General features: G+C 50.9%; 18 protein-coding genes. 8 read left to right on the plus strand and 10 right to left on the minus strand.

The features are described 5' to 3' along the window. The first annotated feature begins 98 nt into the window (after window positions 1-98). The gene (locus SPM24T3_RS11675; protein ID WP_009636955.1) at window positions 99-1490 is read left to right on the plus strand and encodes a 2-hydroxycarboxylate transporter family protein; all 1392 of its coding nucleotides are present in this window, start codon (window positions 99-101) and stop codon (window positions 1488-1490) included. Between the two features lie 74 nt (window positions 1491-1564). Here the strand turns inward: SPM24T3_RS11675 and nrdF are convergent, their stop codons facing one another. The 5 genes from nrdF to SPM24T3_RS11700 all read right to left on the minus strand — a co-directional run bounded on the left by nrdF (window position 1565) and on the right by SPM24T3_RS11700 (window position 6128). Further along, on the minus strand, window positions 1565-2548 hold the full coding sequence (nrdF, locus tag SPM24T3_RS11680) for a class 1b ribonucleoside-diphosphate reductase subunit beta (RefSeq protein ID WP_009636956.1): 984 nt from the start codon (window positions 2546-2548) through the stop codon (window positions 1565-1567). Between the two features lie 26 nt (window positions 2549-2574). Continuing rightward, entirely contained in the window at window positions 2575-4725 is a 2151-nt protein-coding gene (gene nrdE / locus SPM24T3_RS11685; protein WP_037378324.1) for a class 1b ribonucleoside-diphosphate reductase subunit alpha, read from the minus strand. After that, window positions 4707-5111, minus strand: a complete 405-nt coding sequence (nrdI, locus tag SPM24T3_RS11690; protein ID WP_009636958.1) for a class Ib ribonucleoside-diphosphate reductase assembly flavoprotein NrdI — start codon at window positions 5109-5111, stop codon at window positions 4707-4709. The genes nrdE and nrdI overlap by 19 nt, the downstream gene beginning before the upstream one ends. 7 nt (window positions 5112-5118) lie before the next feature. Next, window positions 5119-5358, minus strand: coding sequence for a glutaredoxin-like protein NrdH (gene nrdH / locus SPM24T3_RS11695; RefSeq protein WP_009636959.1), 240 nt, complete (start codon window positions 5356-5358; stop codon window positions 5119-5121). A 458-nt stretch (window positions 5359-5816) separates the two neighbouring features. After that, the gene (locus SPM24T3_RS11700) at window positions 5817-6128 is read right to left on the minus strand and encodes a DUF883 family protein (protein WP_009636960.1); all 312 of its coding nucleotides are present in this window, start codon (window positions 6126-6128) and stop codon (window positions 5817-5819) included. 358 nt (window positions 6129-6486) lie between these two features. Between SPM24T3_RS11700 and SPM24T3_RS11705 the strand changes: the two genes are divergently transcribed. Further along, window positions 6487-7683, plus strand: a complete 1197-nt coding sequence (locus tag SPM24T3_RS11705; RefSeq protein WP_009636961.1) for an MFS transporter — start codon at window positions 6487-6489, stop codon at window positions 7681-7683. A gap of 141 nt (window positions 7684-7824) precedes the next feature. Next, window positions 7825-8160, plus strand: a complete 336-nt coding sequence (locus SPM24T3_RS11710; RefSeq protein WP_009636962.1) for a DUF2002 family protein — start codon at window positions 7825-7827, stop codon at window positions 8158-8160. A gap of 67 nt (window positions 8161-8227) precedes the next feature. Here the strand turns inward: SPM24T3_RS11710 and SPM24T3_RS11715 are convergent, their stop codons facing one another. Further along, window positions 8228-8671 (minus strand): DUF1198 domain-containing protein, encoded by a 444-nt coding sequence (locus SPM24T3_RS11715; RefSeq protein ID WP_009636963.1) that lies wholly within the window; start codon window positions 8669-8671, stop codon window positions 8228-8230. Window positions 8672-8818: 147 nt separating this feature from the next. Here SPM24T3_RS11715 and SPM24T3_RS11720 point away from each other — a divergent pair, with 147 nt between their 5' ends. Beyond that, window positions 8819-9346 carry a class IV adenylate cyclase gene (locus tag SPM24T3_RS11720; protein ID WP_009636964.1) on the plus strand — a complete coding sequence of 176 codons (528 nt, stop codon included), beginning with the start codon at window positions 8819-8821 and terminating at the stop codon, window positions 9344-9346. Window positions 9347-9417: 71 nt separating this feature from the next. Next, the gene (locus SPM24T3_RS11725) at window positions 9418-10302 is read left to right on the plus strand and encodes a PhzF family phenazine biosynthesis protein (protein ID WP_009636965.1); all 885 of its coding nucleotides are present in this window, start codon (window positions 9418-9420) and stop codon (window positions 10300-10302) included. A gap of 1 nt (window position 10303) precedes the next feature. Here SPM24T3_RS11725 and SPM24T3_RS11730 read toward each other — a convergent pair whose 3' ends face one another. After that, window positions 10304-11581 carry a lysine N(6)-hydroxylase/L-ornithine N(5)-oxygenase family protein gene (locus SPM24T3_RS11730; RefSeq protein WP_009636966.1) on the minus strand — a complete coding sequence of 426 codons (1278 nt, stop codon included), beginning with the start codon at window positions 11579-11581 and terminating at the stop codon, window positions 10304-10306. 66 nt (window positions 11582-11647) lie between these two features. Continuing rightward, window positions 11648-12502, minus strand: coding sequence for a LysR family transcriptional regulator (locus SPM24T3_RS11735; protein WP_009636967.1), 855 nt, complete (start codon window positions 12500-12502; stop codon window positions 11648-11650). 188 nt (window positions 12503-12690) lie between these two features. On the opposite strand from SPM24T3_RS11735, the gene SPM24T3_RS11740 reads away from it, so the two are divergent. The 3 genes from SPM24T3_RS11740 (at window position 12691) to SPM24T3_RS11750 (ending at window position 16432) form a co-directional block, all read left to right on the plus strand. Further along, the gene (locus SPM24T3_RS11740) at window positions 12691-13878 is read left to right on the plus strand and encodes a M20 family metallopeptidase (RefSeq protein ID WP_009636969.1); all 1188 of its coding nucleotides are present in this window, start codon (window positions 12691-12693) and stop codon (window positions 13876-13878) included. Window positions 13879-13940: 62 nt separating this feature from the next. Further along, window positions 13941-14738 carry a transporter substrate-binding domain-containing protein gene (locus SPM24T3_RS11745; RefSeq protein WP_037378346.1) on the plus strand — a complete coding sequence of 266 codons (798 nt, stop codon included), beginning with the start codon at window positions 13941-13943 and terminating at the stop codon, window positions 14736-14738. Then, complete coding sequence (locus SPM24T3_RS11750) at window positions 14738-16432, plus strand: M28 family peptidase (protein ID WP_009636971.1); 1695 nt, start codon at window positions 14738-14740, stop codon at window positions 16430-16432. Before SPM24T3_RS11745 ends, SPM24T3_RS11750 begins: the two co-directional genes overlap by 1 nt. Before the next feature lie 6 nt (window positions 16433-16438). Here the strand turns inward: SPM24T3_RS11750 and SPM24T3_RS11755 are convergent, their stop codons facing one another. Both SPM24T3_RS11755 and SPM24T3_RS11760 read right to left on the minus strand, forming a co-directional pair. Continuing rightward, on the minus strand, window positions 16439-16909 hold the full coding sequence (locus SPM24T3_RS11755; RefSeq protein WP_009636972.1) for a GNAT family N-acetyltransferase: 471 nt from the start codon (window positions 16907-16909) through the stop codon (window positions 16439-16441). 9 nt (window positions 16910-16918) lie between these two features. Next, window positions 16919-17473 (minus strand): helix-turn-helix domain-containing protein, encoded by a 555-nt coding sequence (locus tag SPM24T3_RS11760; RefSeq protein WP_009636973.1) that lies wholly within the window; start codon window positions 17471-17473, stop codon window positions 16919-16921. Window positions 17474-17510: the final 37 nt, after the last annotated feature.

Genomic DNA, 17510 nt, shown 5'->3' on the forward strand with positions numbered 1-17510 from the left:
ACTGCGGTTTTAATTTGAATGCTGTCACAGCTCGGCGGCCCCTCGATTCATATCCTCTATCTCCATCAAGACCTACAACAAAAAAAGAGGACGAGGCTATGAGCACAACCGATGATTCCTACATTGTCGTAAAAGAGAAAGATCCTGCGGCAAAGGAGCTCGCTGCTGCCCGTCAAATCGCCGCTAAAACCGCCATGCGTGATAAATGGTGGCGCGTCTTGGACAACTACAAAGTCGGCATTATCCCGCTGCCGTTCTTTATTTTGGCCGGAGTATTGATTCTGCTGGACTGCCTCGGCGGCAAACTGCCCAGCGACATCGTGGTGATGGTGGCAACGTTGGCGTTCTTCGGATTTGCCTGCGGTGAGTTTGGTAAACGACTGCCGCTGCTCGGCAAACTCGGCGCGGCGGCGATTTGCGCCACTTTTATTCCTTCTGCCATGGTGCATTACGGCCTGCTGCCTGACGTTGTTGTCGAATCGACGACCAAGTTCTACAAGTCAACCAACATCCTTTACCTTTATATCTGCTGCATTATCGTCGGCAGCATCATGAGCATGAACCGACAGGCGCTAATCCAGGGTTTTCTGCGAATTTTCGTTCCGATGCTGTGTGGTGAAATTGTCGGCATGCTGGTGGGAATGGGCGTAGGCATGGCGATGGGTCTGCCGCCGTTTCAGATTTTCTTCTTCCTGATCTTGCCGATCATGGCGGGTGGCGTTGGTGAAGGCGCGATCCCACTGTCGATGGGTTACGCGGCTATCCTGCACATGGAACAGGGCGTGGCATTGGGCAAGATCCTGCCGATCGTGATGCTGGGTGGGCTAACGGCGATAGTACTGGCGGGTATCCTTAACCAGTTAGGCAAACGCTTCCCGCATTTGACCGGTGAAGGCTCTTTGATGCCGGCTAAAAAGGGCGCGATTGCCAACGGTAACGATGAGTTTGAAGGAACGCCGGGTGTGAATGCTTTGGCCTGTGGCGCGCTGCTGGCGATCCTGCTTTATATGGTCGGCATGCTTGGGCAACGACTCATTGGCCTGCCTGCTCCGGTTGGGATGTTGTTCGCCGCAGTGGCGGTCAAGCTGGTGCACGGAGTCTCTCCGACTATTCAGCACGGTTCAATGGCGGTGTATAAATTCTTCCGTACCGCTGTGACTTATCCAATCCTGTTTGCCGTCGGTGTGGCGATCACGCCGTGGCAGGAGTTGATGGACGCTTTTACTATTCAGAATTTGGTCGTGATCGTCTCGACAGTTTGCGCGCTGGTAGGGACTGGCTTTATTGTCGGCAAGAAAATTGGCATGCATCCTATCGACGTGGCGATTGTCTCCTGCTGCCAGAGCGGGCAGGGTGGAACCGGTGATGTTGCTATTCTGACCTCGGGTAACCGCATGACTTTGATGCCGTTTGCGCAAATTGCGACGCGCATTGGCGGGGCAATCAACGTTTCAGTCGGGCTATTGGTGCTGGCGAAATTCTTCTCCTGATCCTGACTTTAGGCAATAAAAAAACCGCCGCTCTGTGTTAATAGGGCGGCGGTTTTTTTTAAGGCGAGGAATAGTTAGAAATCCCAGTCATCGTCTTCAGTATTAACCGCTTTACCGATCACGTAAGAAGAACCAGAACCAGAGAAAAAGTCGTGGTTTTCGTCGGCGTTTGGCGACAATGCCGACAAGATAGCAGGGTTGACCTCTGCCATGCTGGCCGGGAACAGCGCTTCATAACCGAGATTCATCAGCGCCTTGTTGGCATTGTAATGCAGGAACTTTTTAACGTCTTCGCTCCAGCCTACGCCGTCATACAGCTCTTCGGTATAACGAATTTCGTTGTCGTACAAATCCTGAATCAGATCAAATGCCTGCTCTTTTACCTGGCGCTGACGCTCCGGGCTTTCCAGCTTCAAAGCCTGCTGGAATTTATAGCCGATGTAGTAACCGTGCACCGCTTCGTCGCGAATGATCAGGCGGATAAGGTCAGCGGTATTCGTCAGCTTGGCGCGGCTTGACCAATACATTGGCAGATAGAAGCCAGAATAGAACAGGAACGATTCTAAAAACACGCTGGCGACTTTCTTCATCAGCGGATCTTCGCCGTTGTAATAAGAAAGCACGATTGCTGCCTTGTTCTGCAACGCAACGTTTTCCTCACTCCAGCGGTAAGCATCATCGACGTCCGTTGTCATGCACAGCGTCGAGAAGATTGAGCTGTAAGAGCGGGCGTGAACGGCTTCCATAAAGCAGATATTCGAATATACCGCTTCTTCATGTGGCGTCACGGCGTCTTTCATCAGCGTCGGTGCGCCGATAATGTTCTGCACCGTGTCCAGCAGCGTCAGGCCGGTAAACACGCGAATGGTCAGCTGCTTCTCTTTGGCACTCAGCGTGGCCCAGGAAGGGATGTCATTGGATAGCGGCACCTTTTCCGGCAGCCAGAAGTTAGAGGTCAGACGGTTCCATACCTCTAAATCTTTATCATCCTGAATTTTGTTCCAGTTAATGGCTTTGCTGATTGGCTGTGCCGGCAGCAGTTGTTTAACCGAGCTCATGCGATTTCCTTAAATTGTCTCTTGAGTTACAGCGTGCACGAAACACAGCCCTGAACTTCGGTGCCTTCCAGCGCCATCTGACGCAGGCGGATGTAGTAAATAGTCTTGATGCCTTTACGCCAGGCGTAGATCTGCGCCTTGTTGATATCGCGAGTGGTGGCGGTATCACGGAAAAACAGCGTCAGTGACAGGCCCTGATCTACGTGCTGCGTGGCCTCGGCGTAGGTATCGATGATCTTCTCGGGGCCAATCTCGTAGGCGTCCTGGTAATACTCAAGATTGTCGTTATCCATAAACGCTGCCGGATAATAAACGCGGCCTATTTTACCTTCTTTACGGATTTCCACGCGCGAAACTATCGGGTGAATGCTTGAGGTCGAGTTATTGATGTACGAGATAGAACCGGTTGGCGGCACTGCCTGTAGATTCTGATTGTACAGCCCGTGCGTCATCACCGATTCTTTCAACGCGGTCCATTCCGCCACGCCAGGGATTGGAATGCCAGCCTGCTCGAACAGCTCACTTACGCGCTCGGTTTTTGGATGCCAGATATCCTGTAAATATTTATCGAAATACGCGCCGCTGGCATAAGTCGAATCTTCAAAACCTTTAAATGTCTTGCTGCGTTCGATAGCCAGCAGGTTTGAGGCGCGTACCGCATGGTAAACCACGGTATAGAAATAGATGTTGGTGAAATCCAGACCCGCTTCAGAACCGTAATAGATATGTTCGCGTGCCAGATAGCCGTGCAGGTTCATCTGACCCAGACCGATAGCGTGCGAGTCATTGTTGCCTTGTTCGACTGACGGTACTGAACGAATATTGCTCATGTCAGAAACGGCGGTCAGCGCGCGGATTGCCATCTCGACCGACATGCCGAGATCCGGTGAATCCATCGCGGCGGCAATATTCAGCGAACCGAGGTTGCAGGAAATATCCTTGCCCACTTGCTGATAAGACAAATCTTCGCCGTAAACCGTCGCCGAGTTGACCTGCAAAATCTCCGAACACAGGTTACTCATGTTGATACGGCCCTTGATCGGGTTAGCCCGATTGACCGTATCTTCGAACATCATGTAAGGATAGCCAGATTCAAACTGAATCTCGGCCAACACCTGGAAGAACTCACGGGCGTTGATTTTGGTTTTATGGATGCGCTTGTCGTTGACCATCTCGCGGTACTTCTCGCTGATGCTTATCTCCGACATCGGTTTGCCATAGACTTTCTCGACGTGGTAAGGCGAGAACAGATACATGTCTTCGTTATTTTTCGCCAGCTCAAAGGTGATGTCTGGAATAACTACGCCCAATGACAGCGTCTTGATGCGGATCTTCTCGTCGGCGTTTTCGCGTTTGGTATCCAGAAAACGCAAGATATCCGGGTGGTGCGCGTTTAGATAAACCGCGCCCGCGCCCTGACGAGCACCTAGCTGATTCGCATAGGAAAAGGCATCTTCCAGCATTTTCATAATCGGGATCACGCCCGAAGACTGGTTTTCGATACGTTTGATTGGCGCGCCGACTTCGCGAATGTTGGTCAGCATAAAGGCGACACCCCCACCGCGCTTGGACAGCTGCAGGGCTGAGTTCACCGAACGGCCAATCGACTCCATGTTGTCTTCAATACGCAACAGGAAGCACGAGACCAGCTCGCCGCGTTGTTTTTTACCACAGTTAAGGAAGGTCGGAGTCGCAGGCTGGAAGCGGCCACTGATGATTTCGTCTACCAGATGGCCAGCGAGCTTGATATCACCTTGCGCCAACGTCATTGCCACCAGGCAGACGCGGTCTTCATAACGTTCGAGATAGCGCTTGCCGTCAAAGGTCTTCAACGTGTAGCTGGTGTAATATTTGAACGCGCCCAGGAAAGTCTGGAAGCGGAATTTTTTGGCATAAGCCTGTTTGAACAAATTTTTGGTCGACTCAAAATCGTATTGGTCAAGCACGGCGGCGTCGTAATAGCCTTCTTCCACCAGATAACGCAGCTTCTCCGCAAGGTTATGGAAGAAAACAGTATTTTGGTTCACATGCTGCAAGAAGTACTGTCGCGCGGCCAGTTTGTCTTTATCAAACTGAATTTTTCCATCGGCATCGAACAGATTTAACATCGCGTTAAGTGCATGATAGTCCGGTGTGCCGACACCCGGATCGGTGATTGCTAGTTCTGTCGCTGCCAAAATTCAGTTACTCCCTGTTTGACCTTTGCAACGTCTTCCGGTGTGCCCAGCAATTCAAAGCGATAAAGGTATGGGACCTTACACTTCTGCGAGACGATTTCACCGGCAATGCAGTACGCTGCGCCGAAATTAGTGTTACCGGCGGCGATGACGCCGCGGATGAGTGAACGATTATGTTCATCGTTGAGGAAGTGGATCACCTGTCTTGGGACCGCCCCGGTGGCTGTTCCGCCGCCGTAGCTGGGAACCAGCAATATGTAGGGGCAATCCATCCGAAGCTTTTCGCCTTGTGCTGCTATCGGTATTCTGACGGCCGGCAAACCGAGTTTGCCGACAAAGCGATGGGTGTTTTCCGACTTGCTCGAAAAGTACACCAGGCTGTTCATTGCTGCCTCAGTGTGTTTCTTGCAGCTGGCGCAGTGCAGTAATTTTGTCTGGACGGAAACCTGACCAGTGATCGTCACCGGCGACAATTACAGGAACTTGCTGATAACCCAGCGCCCGAACCTGGCCCAATGCTTGCGCGTCCTGCGTCAAATCGATAACTTGATAATCGATGCCATGTTTGTCCATAGCGCGGTAAGTGGCGTTGCATTGCACGCAGTCTGGTTTGCTGTAAATGATTATGCTCATGATTCGCATTTACCTTTAGGGTAAGATGACTGAATTGTTTACGGCTCATGTTCTGCGTGTTATGCAGGAGATCAGCCGTAAGATGAGTATCGCAGGGTTATCCGCTGTCGATGGGTTGAATACTAGATGTAGTGTCATAAATTTTCAAGTCACCTAGATATAGGTATTTCCAATGACTGATTATCATTTGGGCGTAATGGGCCGCGAGGCCGCGTAGAATCTGGCTTAGCTTTTTTTCGATTTTTTAAAGAATTTTTGTAAAGGCGAGGTTGGTTGAATTTTGGACAAAATTCTTTGGAAAATAAAAAACTTGGCACGAAAAAATATTTTGAATAAAAAAACGCCCCAACGTGGCGTTAATCACATTGGGGCGTTTATCAGGAATTTTGACTGTCTTGCTGCTGACTTTTAAGGCCAGTTAGCGGATTTAATGCGCCAGGAAATCTGTGCCTGGTGGGTTATTTACGCCCCAGCAGAATACCTACGACCAAACCTACGGCAGCACCAACACCTACACCGTGCCATGGGTTTTCTTTCACATAATCTGTTGCCTGGTTGGCCGCATCACGTGCGTGCTGCGTCAAATTGGTGTTGCCGGTAAACCGAGCGCGAGCGTCGCGTAAAATGCCTTCTGCCTTGCCGCGAATTTTTTCAATTTCTTCTTTGGATTTTAAATTGCCTGATTTCAGCACTTCATCCAGAGTATCGGCCAGCAAAGAAATGTCCTCATCGGCATCACGTTCGATTTTATCTGTCTTTTTATTAAACATTAAGCTCTCCTTGTTTGAACATTTGGGGACATTTTTTCAATGAGCAATTAATATTTTCTTCACTCAGTGACGTCCTTCTAAAAGCATAGCCCAATATCCCGCTCTGTGACCGATATCACGTGTGATCGCGCATTATCTGCGCAATATGAAGTGGAAAATCATTTCTTTTAGCGATTGGTTAGTGTGATTTTCTTCAGAGCTGGCGCGGTTTGTTGGCGCGATGATCGGATTTGTCTGCAAAAACAGCGCCAGTGTGACAAATGATGACATTTTTATAGCGTATTTTTAATTTGCAGCGCGGGAAAACCTGTTTATGCTGTGAACTCCTCAAAACTGTGATCTATATCCAGGCTAGTCCATGTCACCCACTAAGTTTCAAACTAATTTACAGTTGAATAAACGCATACTGTCGATAGTTATTTTTACTTTCGTTTGCTATTTAAGCATCGGTTTACCTTTGGCGGTTTTGCCAGGATTTGTCCACGGCAAACTCGGATACAACTCCGTTCTCGCAGGCCTGATTATCAGCGTGCAGTATTTCGCCACGCTTGCCAGCCGTCCCCACGCCGGTCGATTTGCCGATAATATCGGCCCCAAAAAAGTCGTTATTTTTGGATTGGCCTGCTGTGGCATAAGCGGGCTGATGTACGTTTTGGCCGACCTTAGTGACTCTTCATCGCTGCTTAGCCTGATATTACTCTGTGTTGGCCGCGTATTTCTCGGGGTTGGTGAAAGCTTTGCCGCCACCGGAACCATTCTGTGGGGCATTGGCGCAACCAATCCTATTCACACTGGTCGCGTCATTTCTTGGAACGGTGTTGCTACTTACGGTGCCATGGCGGTGGGTGCGCCTCTGGGAGTTATGCTAAACGTGCATTTCGGTTTAATGGGCGTGGCTGTGACCATTCTGATTATTGCCGCGCTGGCTATCGCTTTGGCGACCTCGAAAGAGGCGATTACTGTGGTGACCGGCAAACGGATCGCCTTCCGCGCCGTGGTGGGTAAAATATGGATGCACGGGCTGGGGTTGGGCTTCGGAACCATCGGTTTTGGCGTGATTGCGACCTTTATCACCCTCTATTACGCCGACAAAGGCTGGGCTGGCGCCGCCTTTACGTTGACCCTGTTTAGCCTGGGTTTTGTAGGTATGCGCCTGATTTTCGGCAGCAATATCGCGCGCTTTGGCGGCTTGAAAGTGTCTATTGTTTCGTTTGCGATTGAGATTGTTGGTTTGCTGATGATTTGGCAGGGGCACAGCCCGCTCAGCGTCGAAATTGGCGCGTTCCTGACCGGTTCTGGCTTCTCGCTTATCTTCCCGGCTTTGGGGGTCGAAGCGGTTAAGCAGGTTCCACAGCAGAATCAGGGTACCGCGCTTGGCACCTATTCGGCGTTTCTGGATCTCGGCCTTGGCCTTACAGGCCCGATCGCCGGTCTGGTCATTTCGCATTTCGGTACGCCGTCGATTTATCTGGCCGCCTCTTTTATGGTGCTGCTGGCAATGATGATCACCATCAAAATGCTGCGCAACGAAAAACTGCAACAACAAAATCCATAACCCCTGCATTCCCGGCAGATTGAGATCTTGCCGGGAAAAGCTTAGATAAATCCTAAATTCCCCAGATTTGGACGTAAATGCATTGTTTGGCAGAGTTATTGCGGTAAGGTCGCCTTGCGGTTTTGAGAGCGAGGAAAAACTATGTATTTACGGCCCGATGAAGTGGCAAGAGTGTTGGAAACATCTGGATTTGAGCGCGATTTCGTTGATGACAAAGCCTATGGCTATCGTCGCGGCGAGCATTACGTCTATGTTAATCGTGAAGCGCGGTTTGGTCGCACGGCGTTGGTGATTCACCCTGCCATGAAAGAACGCAGTGAGCGTTTCGCAGAGCCGACGGCATCTTTTCGTAGCAGTCAGGTTTACACCCAGTTCCCTTTGGATTTGGAAAGTGAAACTGCTGCATATTATGGCATTTGCCACGGTTTCAGTTCACGCCAGTTGCTGACTAACTATTTGGATAATGTATTCAGATAATAGTCTTCTGTGCCTTCCCCCATTTTCGGGGGAAGCCAGTCATAGGCGATTGGTCAGCGCGAAGGAATTACGACACCAGATGCAGTTGGTTAAAGGTATCGTTATAACTGCGGCGAAACTGGGCCAGCTCGAAAGGTTCGATATCCAATTCGGAGAAATAAAACAACGCCAGCTCGGCGTGTTCGCTGGTCAAAACTGGATTCAAGTGCGCGCGCACCAGCACATTGCGCCAGGTTAAAATATTCTCGTCTGACGCATCTTTAATAAATGTCTGATAAATAAAAACGATATAGGCAGCCTTACGGATCTCCTCCGCATAGCCTCCGCTAATCGAGCGGATAAACATCGCACTTTGGCGTTTCCCCATTTCCAACAGCATTGACTCAATGTAAACCGGCTTGATTTTCAACAGGCTGGCAAGCGAATCGTTCGCCTTTCTGGTGTCCGCCGTCATAAACCAATAGCCAATGACAAAAACGACAACCAGTGCAGCAATCATAATCCATATCATTATTGACTCGGGCCTCCGGCCTTGGTGCGTAATGGCAAAGAGTTTATAGGGTTACTGAGCTTTATCAACTGCAAATAATTGTTGAAACTAATAGCATCATATTGCAGTAATAGACTAAACATCCCTTTGCTGTTTATGGAGTTTGTGATGGCTCGCAATGTTGAAATCAAAGCACGGATTGATGATTTTTCTGCCCTGTATGCAAAAATAGCCCTTCTGGCAGACGGCGCGCCTGACCTTATTGATCAAGATGATACCTTCTTTGTTTGCCCCCATGGACGACTTAAGTTGCGCAAGCTGGCGGCGGATCGCGGAGAGCTGATTTTTTATAAGCGTGATGATAAGGCCGGTCCGAAAACCAGTTTCTATTCTATTTCTGAAACCCAGGATCCCGACGGTCTTCGCGAAACTTTGACACTCGCCTATGGCAGCGCCGGAAGGGTAATCAAGCAGCGCACGCTATTTATGGTGGGGCAAACTCGCCTGCATCTGGACCGCGTCAAAGATCTGGGGGATTTTCTGGAGTTTGAAGTCGTGCTGGAGGAACATGAGACAGAGGCGCAGGGTATTGCTATTGCAGAAGAATTATTAGAATGCCTTGAAATCCAGCGCCAGGAACTGGTCGATCAAGCATATGTTGATTTGCTCAGGCAGCAGCATCATTCGTCTACGTAATTCAGTTTTATTGACGTAATTTCATTTCCCCATTTTCTCCATTTTCTCCATTTTTTCTAAAAGGCAAGTTTATGTCAGTTAAACGCCGTTTTAAGCAGGTCGATGTTTTTACTGCTCAACCATTGAAAGGTAACCCTCTGGCGGTAGTTCTTGATGCAACAGGGATGAGCGATGAGCAAATGGCGGCTTTTGCCCGCTGGACCAATTTGTCTGAAACGACGTTTGTTTTACCCGCCACCGAGGCGAACGCCGATTACTGGGTGCGAATTTTCACGCCGGGCGGAGAATTGCCTTTTGCCGGGCACCCTACGCTGGGTACGGCACACGCACTGCTTGAGTCTGGTTTGCTGCCAAAAACGGCGGGCCAGCTGGTTCAGCAATGTGGCGTGGGGCTGGTGAAAGTAAAATTGCTGCCCGAAGGAGGACTGGCGTTTGCCGCGCCGGATGCCACCATCAACGTTTTAAAAAACGAGCATTATCCGTTGCTTGACGACGCGATACAGCATGCGGCTCGTGCGGCAGACAGCGAGGCCTTTGTCGTTGATATGGGTATCCGTTGGCTAGTGGTGAGAATTAACAGCGCTGAAGAATGTTTGCAGGTTAAAGCCAACAGTGCGGCGCTGGCAGAGCTGCAAGAGCAGGCCGGAGTCAATGGACTGGCAATTTACGGCCCGCACCCGCAGGAAGCTGAACTGGACTATGAAGTCAGGGCATTGCTGGTTGAACAATCGCAGCTGGTGGAAGATCCCGTGACGGGCTGCGCCAATGCTTGTCTGGCCCGCGTGCTGTCACAGCAAAATTTCCCGGACGGTGGGTCAACCTCCAGTCAGTATCGCGTTCGCCAAGGTACGGTGTTACAACGCGATGGCCGGGTGTTCGTTAACTATGACTGTCAGGACCAGCCGTGGATTGGCGGTGAAACGCGTACCTTGATCGACGGCTCGCTGAATATTTAATTCATTTCCCCGGCCACCACTGCACCAGCGACTGGCAAGGGGTTATGTCATAGTAGGGCTTGCCGAGCAGGTGATTGACAATTTTTGCCGATCGCCAAGCGGTTAGAGTCAGTTGCCCCTCGGCACTGCCGTGGCTGTGAATTCCGGCATTAACCGCGTAAATTCGGTTGCAGTCCGGGCCATTCCAGCGCAGGTTAAAATTCGCCTCCAGCGGCAGGTGCTTCTCGTTATCATAGGGAATGCGGTCGAGCAGTGGTTCCAGATATTTCGGCAAAGCGGGGCGATAGCCGGTAGCTAAAATCACAATATCGGCCTCAAAATGCTCATCGCACTGACTTAATCCGTGAAGTGCCTCGAGGGTAAAGCGACTTTCGCCAATGCGGGTAATATTTTTCAGCGTGCGATGCGGCAACAGAGAAACGTTTCTCGGTTCCTGCAACACGTCAAACTTGTGGTAAAGATGGTGATAAATTTTTTCCAGCGTGTGATAGCTAATGCCGTCAGACGGCAGTTTCTGCGTTTTAATTTCGCGCTCCCGCACTTCAACCGGCAGGGTATAAAAATAGTTAACGTATTCTGGGGTGAAGTATTCGTTAGTGAAAATTGATTCATCCAGCGGCTGGAAGTTGGGGCGGCGCGATAACCAGCTCAGCTGCGCCGGTTGGCCCCAATGCCCGTCCAGCGTGTTAAGCATAATATCAGCACCGCTTTGTCCACCGCCGACTATCATCACCTGCTTGCCAGTAAAATCCGGCTCCAGCAGCTCAATTTCAGCAGCGTGGAAACAGTTTTTCCCTACCGCAGAACGTGCAGACAGCGGCGTCCACGGCGCGTGACCTGAGCCAAGGCAGATATGTCGCGACTGATATTCACCTTTGGCGGTCTGTACGCGAAAAAACTGCTGGCGATCGTCAAAGTCAATCTGTTCAACCGGCTGCGAAAAGTGCAGATTTGGCATCTTTTCACAGGCCCAGCGCAAATAGTCTGAAAACTCATCGCGGCTGATAATTAGCTGCTCGGTAGCTAAAAAACGATAAATCTTCTTCCGCTCCACCAGATAATTGATGAATGAAAATTCACTGCGCGGTGCAACGGTGGTCACCAGATCCTGCAAAACGTAAGTCTGCATTGTCGCGGTGGGTAACAACATGCCGGGATGCCAGCCAAATTCATGATGGGTATCAAAAAAAGTGCTTTGAATCAGGCCCGTCTCCTTCGCCAGAGCCGCGAGACTGAGGTTAAAAGGGCCAATCCCGACACCAATAAGATCAAGAGTCATATCCGTTGCTCGATGATTAAGATGACTTAAGCATAGACGATAGAAAACGGATTTCTTGGTGATTGTTTAAAGCTGATGCCCTTTGAGAATGTGCATAAAAGACTGCATCACCGGCGAAGTTTGCAGATTATGTCGATAAAGTAGCAGGGTGCGATTTTTAATGTTTTGCCCGTCAAGAGTAATGGGGCGGCGATAGAGGCTTTCCGGCAGCGGCAGATAGCTCGAAATGATCGCGTAACCCAGCCCGTGAGTCACCATGCCCAGGCACACTTCGAGTTTATCGACAGTCATGGCGATATTCGGCGTCTGCGAGAAATGAGCGTTCCACCAGCGCTCCAATAATTGGGTAACGTGCTGGCCGTGAATAATGCGGATCTGCGGCAAATGCGGTAAAAGTGCAAAATCAAAATCGTGCTGACTAATCAGCAGGTAATCGTCTTCATCAATTAATTCTTTGCCTTCTTTCCAGCTGTAATCATCTTTCACGATGGCGAAGTCAATTTCCCCGCGCTGCAATAAAGTAAAAATTTCCTCGCTGAGCCCGCTCATCAGATTAATGCGTATTCCCGGATGAAGCTGACGAAAACGATTTAACAGCGGCGGCAGACGATAAGCCGCGTAATTACTGGATACCCCAATTGAAATCTCCCCCTGCTGAGCATGATCCAGACTGTGCAGATTTTCTTTCAGCTGCTGTAAGTCGCGTAAAACTTTTTGGGCGTGCTGGGCCAAATATTCGCCCTGAGCACTGAACACCAGCCCTTTCTGATTTTCATCAAACAGCTTTACCGCCAGCTTGCGCTCAATCTGCTTGAGTCGATAACTCAGGGCCGGCTGGGAAGTGTAAAGCTGCTCTGCCGCGCGAGTGATATTTTTATGTTGATAGACGCTGTGAATAATCAGCCAATCTTTTTCATTCATGATCTTTTGCCACCGCCGGTCAGTACCATAAAAGAATTTTTGCATGAAACGCCGCGCAGATAAAAACACTTAATTGGACGTTGACGTGAAAATCTCCTATTTGTGGAGGTGCTAGCAAATAACTACCTAATTAATTGAGAGATAACTCGCAGTTTAAGGGTTTATCTGCACCAGCTCAGGGAAAAATCATGTCTGAATGCACCAAGATAGATCAAAAGAATAAAATTATTTATAGCGTCGACCAATTAGCACCAGCAATGAAAGCACTGGCACTAAATATTCATGCCAATCCCGAGCTAAGTTTTGAAGAGGTCAGATCGGCAGCTGCACTAATAGCTCCGCTGCGTGAAGCGGGTTTTGAGATTGAAGAACAGCTCGGTGACATGCCGACCGCTTTTCGCGCTACCTTCGACAGCGGAAAACCAGGGCCAACTATTGCGCTGCTCGCCGAGTATGACGCGCTGGTGGATCTTGGCCATGCCTGCGGTCATAACCTGATTGGCACGGCTTCAATCACCGCTGCCCTGGCGCTGAAAAACGGCTATGCGGATTTAACCGGGCGTATTGAAGTGATTGGCACTCCGGCAGAAGAAGAGGGCGGCGGCAAAATTATCCTGGCGAACAAAGGGTTTTTTGACCATCACGACGCGGTAATGATGTTCCATCCGCGTGATAAAACTATGGTGATCCGCGGCGGTCTGGCCTGCGTCGATGCAGTGTTGAAATTTTACGGCAAGGCAGCGCATGCTGCTTCGGCCCCGCAAAATGGCATTAGTGCGCTGGATGCCGTAATCCATACCTTTGTCGGCATCAACGCGCTGCGCCAATTTTTTACCGACGACGTGCGCGTCCACGGCATTATCACCAACGGCGGCAGCGCCACCAACATCGTGCCTGCCTACGCCGAAGCCAAATTCTTGCTGCGCGCCAATACGGTGAAAGGCTTGGGCGTGGTGCGCGATAAGGTCTTTGCTGCGGCACAGGGCGCGGCTGATATGAGCGGAGCGCGATTAGAGATTGAAGAAGGTCTGACTTACGCCGAACGCAACAACAACCTGACGCTGGCTGAGTTCTTCAAGCAGAATCTCGAAATTCTCGGCGTTGAAGTTGTGCCACCGCCACGCAGCGGCGGCATCGGTTCCTCCGATATTGGCAACGTCAGCCAAATCACCGCCGCTATCCATCCTTATCTGCGCATCGGCGATGTCATGCCACACACCCCAGAATTTGCCGCCGCTGCCGGTTCCGAAGCCGGATTAGAAGCGATGCTCAATGCGGCCAAGGCGCTGGCAATGACCGCGGTAGACTTGATTGCAAGCCCGGACATGCTCGCCGCGGTGCGCCAGGAATTCCTCAGCTGGAAAGCGCAGAACTAATTGCTTCATTCAGAGTGATATAAAACTAAAAACGACAAGACGGGAAATCAATAATGAAAACGATGCTGAAAAATTCTTTGCTCCTGACTGTGCTGGGCCTCGCCATCACCAGCGGTGCAGCCCATGCGGCGGGTGAAACCCTGCGCGTTGCGGCTGATTTAAGCTATCCACCTTTCCAGTTTCGCGATACTCAGGGCACGCCAAGCGGCTATGAGATTGACGTCACCAATGCGATTTGCAAAGAGATGCAGGTTAAATGTGATTACGTGGTGACGAGTTTTGACGCCGAAATCCCGTCGCTGATTGCCAAAAAAGTCGATTTTATCTCACCGCAGGGTGCGACAGAAAAACGCCGAAAAGTCATCGACTTCAGCGATTTCGTTTACCACATTCCAACCAAACTGGTCGTGCATAAAGGCAGTCCGCTGCTGCCGACGGCTGAATCACTGAAAGGCAAACGTGTTGCGGTACAACAAGGATCGATTCAGGAAATGTATGCAAACGCCTATTGGCTGCCGAAAGGTGTGGACGTGGTGGCCTATGCCGATCAGGACACCATTTATCAGGATCTGATTGCCGGTCGACTGGATGCGGCGCTCAGCCCGGCGGTAGCCGTGACTTACGGCTTCCTCAATAAACCAGAAGGCAAAGATTTCACCCTGACCGGCCCTGAAGTGCGCGACGACAAACTCTTCAGCATCGGTTCCTCTTTTGGCCTGCGCAAAGGCGACGAAAAAACCAGGGCATTGCTCGATCAGGGTCTGGCGAAGATTATCGCTGACGGCACCTGGGACAAGATCCGCATGAAATACTTTGGCGATTTAGATATCGCGGTACATCAGGCTGCGGTAAGCAAATAATGACTTTTGTCCCCCCACAGCACGATCAATTGATGCCGGTTATGAATGAGTTATTACTGGCATATTCAAAGCTGCACAGATTATCTGGCAGCGAAGACGCCGAGCAGGCGGCAGGTTTGTTGGTCGAGATGCTGCGCGCGCACGGGCTGGAGGCGGATTTGGAATCTTGCCCTCTGTTGCTGAGTGATCCGCTGGAAGGCAGCCTGTTGCTGCCGGACTTTCCCGAGTGGCAGGTTAGGGCGAAAACCCGTTCTTTTTCCGCGCACTGTCCGCAGGGCGTTAAAGCCCCTTTGTACTATGACAATGCTTCAACACAGACGCGCAGTGACCTGGAATGGCAACAGTGGTCGCAGCAGGTGCGCGGCAAGATTGTGATTGCCGATCAAGGCTTTGAAGACTATGTGCAACGCCTTGACGCCGCTCGGGCTGTGGGACTTATTCACCTTTGGGGCTCGGCTGAAACCGCGCTGCATGAAGAAACCGTTGGACCGATTTGGGGCACTCCGACGCCAGATGATCAGCAGCGCTATCCGCGATTGCCAGTGATTTCTATCAATCAGCGCGACGGCCAACGGCTGTTAAATCTTTACCACGGCGAGCAGCGGATTGAGGCACAAATGCGCACGGTACTCAACCGCCACGTCCGCCCCTGTAGTTTGCCGATAGTCGAGATTGGCGGGCAAACGCCAGAATTTGTACTGTTATCATCGCATTATGATTCCTGGCATGAAGGAGTGACCGATAATGCCACCGGCAACGCGCTGTGTCTGGCGATGGCGCTGCATTTTCAACAGCAGGCAGGCACTTTGCGACGCGGGCTGCGTATCGCCTGGTGGCCGGGGCATTCCAACGCCCGCTACGGCGGTTCGACCTGGTATGCCGACAATTATCGTCAGCAGCTCGGCAAACATTGTGTTGCGCATATCAATGTTGATTCGCCGGGCTGCCTTGATGCGGTTCAGGTGGTGATTAATGCCAGCGGTGCCGAGTCCAACGATTTCCTCAATCAGGCAGTGGCAGCGGTTACCGGAAAACCTGCGCTGCGCATCACGCCGTTGGGCAAGGGCGGCGATCAGTCATTCTGGGGCAGCGGCGTGCCAATGCATTTTGCCTTGCGCGAGGTGCCACTTGAGAAAACCAGCGATTCGCCGGGCAGCGGAGGCGGCTGGTGGTGGCATACTGAGGAAGATAGTTACGACAAGCTCGATCTGAATATTCTGTGGCGCGACTGCCAGATCCACGTGCATTGGCTGGATCGGCTGCTGCATCAGCCAGATTTGCCGCTGGCGGCTGGTGACTATCTGGAATCGATGCTGGCGGCTTTAGAGCAGCTCCAGGATCGATTGGATCCGCAATTTAGCCTTGAGCCAATTAAACAACGGCTGCTGAATTTATGTGAGCCGATAACGGCGTTAAATCGGCGAGCAGCGGCAGAACCCGCCAGCTGGCAACCGTTGCTTACCGATATTGTGGCGGATTTTCATCGGTTGCGTTACAGCTCCACTGACGATTTTCACTATGATTTAAGCTATCGCGGCGGCGCTTTTCCTGGTTTTCAGGAGCTTGCGGCGGATTTGCAGCAGACTTCAGCGGAAAGCCGCCTGATGATGATCACCCAATATCGACGTCAGCGGGATAGAGCAATAGCCCTGCTACAGCAGATTGGCGACGCGCTCCATCGCGCAGGTCTTTGAAATCACTCAGGCGCGTTGCTGATACGCCAGTGGCTTAACCATATAAACGCTTAACGGATCGTATGTGTATTCGCCAAAACAGTCGGTGATAACGAAACCACGTTTCTTATAAAGGCCGATAGCGGCAAGATGATCGACACCGGTTTCCAGATACAGGCTCGGCAGTTGCAGTTGTAGAGCCTGTGCTTCCACAGCGGCCATCAGCCGATCGGCAATGCCCAGTCCACGAAACTGCGGATTGACATAAACCCGTTTGATTTCGGCCAGACCGTCGTCGCAGATATACAGGCATGCACAGCCGGCCGCAACGCCGTTTACTTCGGCGATAAACGCGTAATGTTCATTGGCAAGCATCTCTTCCAGCGGCATGCTGTAATCACTTTCGGCGGGATACATCGCACTCTGATAGGCATCAAGCTGGCGGACCAGTTCAATAAAATGGGCATTATTTAGAACGGTAGGTTTGATTATCAGCACGTAGTTTCCTCATCCCTGATTGATAACTAACAGATAGCGACATGATTCGTTTCTGACATTATCAAAGGTCACGGCTAAATCAACGCCAAAACTTAATACGTCACCGGTATAAAGCTCATAATGTTCATCGCCATAGTGAATGGTTAATTCTCCTTCAACCAGCCATAACCGCTGCAAATAGGCCTTGTTTCCCCAACTCGGATAGCTTACCCGCGCCTTGGCGGGCAGCGTAACCTCGATCATTTCCAGCCCGCTTTGCGCCTCGGGTGGCAAGACCTGACGGCGCAGATAGCCGATATCAGGGTCTTGCCATACCTCTTGTTCATTGAAACGACGCAGACGGTTGGGCGTTGCACTTTCCTCTGACAATAACTGAGTCACCGAGACTCCTAAACCGGCGGCAAGTTTGCCAAGCAGGGTTGCGCTCGGACTGCTTTCCTGCCGCTCGATTTTTGAAATCATCGCCTTACTGACGCCCGCCAATTCAGCCAGCTGTTCCAGATTGAGACCTTTGCTCTTGCGCAGCAGCAGCAAACGGCTGGCGATTAATTCATCTATTGACATTGGGATACGCCTTTGTTTACTTTTGTGGAATTAATTC

Source organism: Serratia sp. M24T3 (genome assembly GCF_000257645.1).
Lineage (GTDB): Bacteria > Pseudomonadota > Gammaproteobacteria > Enterobacterales > Enterobacteriaceae > Rouxiella.

What these genes read in the sequence shown, in the direction of transcription:
- SPM24T3_RS11675 (WP_009636955.1), top strand. Translation starts at nt 99, where the DNA reads ATGAGCACAACCGATGATTCCTACATTGTCGTAAAAGAGAAAGATCCT.
- nrdF (WP_009636956.1), bottom strand. Translation starts at nt 2,548, where the DNA reads ATGAGCTCGGTTAAACAACTGCTGCCGGCACAGCCAATCAGCAAAGCC.
- nrdI (WP_009636958.1), bottom strand. Translation starts at nt 5,111, where the DNA reads ATGAACAGCCTGGTGTACTTTTCGAGCAAGTCGGAAAACACCCATCGC.
- nrdH (WP_009636959.1), bottom strand. Translation starts at nt 5,358, where the DNA reads ATGAGCATAATCATTTACAGCAAACCAGACTGCGTGCAATGCAACGCC.
- SPM24T3_RS11700 (WP_009636960.1), bottom strand. Translation starts at nt 6,128, where the DNA reads ATGTTTAATAAAAAGACAGATAAAATCGAACGTGATGCCGATGAGGAC.
- SPM24T3_RS11705 (WP_009636961.1), top strand. Translation starts at nt 6,487, where the DNA reads ATGTCACCCACTAAGTTTCAAACTAATTTACAGTTGAATAAACGCATA.
- SPM24T3_RS11710 (WP_009636962.1), top strand. Translation starts at nt 7,825, where the DNA reads ATGTATTTACGGCCCGATGAAGTGGCAAGAGTGTTGGAAACATCTGGA.
- SPM24T3_RS11715 (WP_009636963.1), bottom strand. Translation starts at nt 8,671, where the DNA reads ATGATATGGATTATGATTGCTGCACTGGTTGTCGTTTTTGTCATTGGC.
- SPM24T3_RS11720 (WP_009636964.1), top strand. Translation starts at nt 8,819, where the DNA reads ATGGCTCGCAATGTTGAAATCAAAGCACGGATTGATGATTTTTCTGCC.
- SPM24T3_RS11725 (WP_009636965.1), top strand. Translation starts at nt 9,418, where the DNA reads ATGTCAGTTAAACGCCGTTTTAAGCAGGTCGATGTTTTTACTGCTCAA.
- SPM24T3_RS11730 (WP_009636966.1), bottom strand. Translation starts at nt 11,581, where the DNA reads ATGACTCTTGATCTTATTGGTGTCGGGATTGGCCCTTTTAACCTCAGT.
- SPM24T3_RS11735 (WP_009636967.1), bottom strand. Translation starts at nt 12,502, where the DNA reads ATGAATGAAAAAGATTGGCTGATTATTCACAGCGTCTATCAACATAAA.
- SPM24T3_RS11740 (WP_009636969.1), top strand. Translation starts at nt 12,691, where the DNA reads ATGTCTGAATGCACCAAGATAGATCAAAAGAATAAAATTATTTATAGC.
- SPM24T3_RS11745 (WP_037378346.1), top strand. Translation starts at nt 13,941, where the DNA reads ATGCTGAAAAATTCTTTGCTCCTGACTGTGCTGGGCCTCGCCATCACC.
- SPM24T3_RS11750 (WP_009636971.1), top strand. Translation starts at nt 14,738, where the DNA reads ATGACTTTTGTCCCCCCACAGCACGATCAATTGATGCCGGTTATGAAT.
- SPM24T3_RS11760 (WP_009636973.1), bottom strand. Translation starts at nt 17,473, where the DNA reads ATGTCAATAGATGAATTAATCGCCAGCCGTTTGCTGCTGCTGCGCAAG.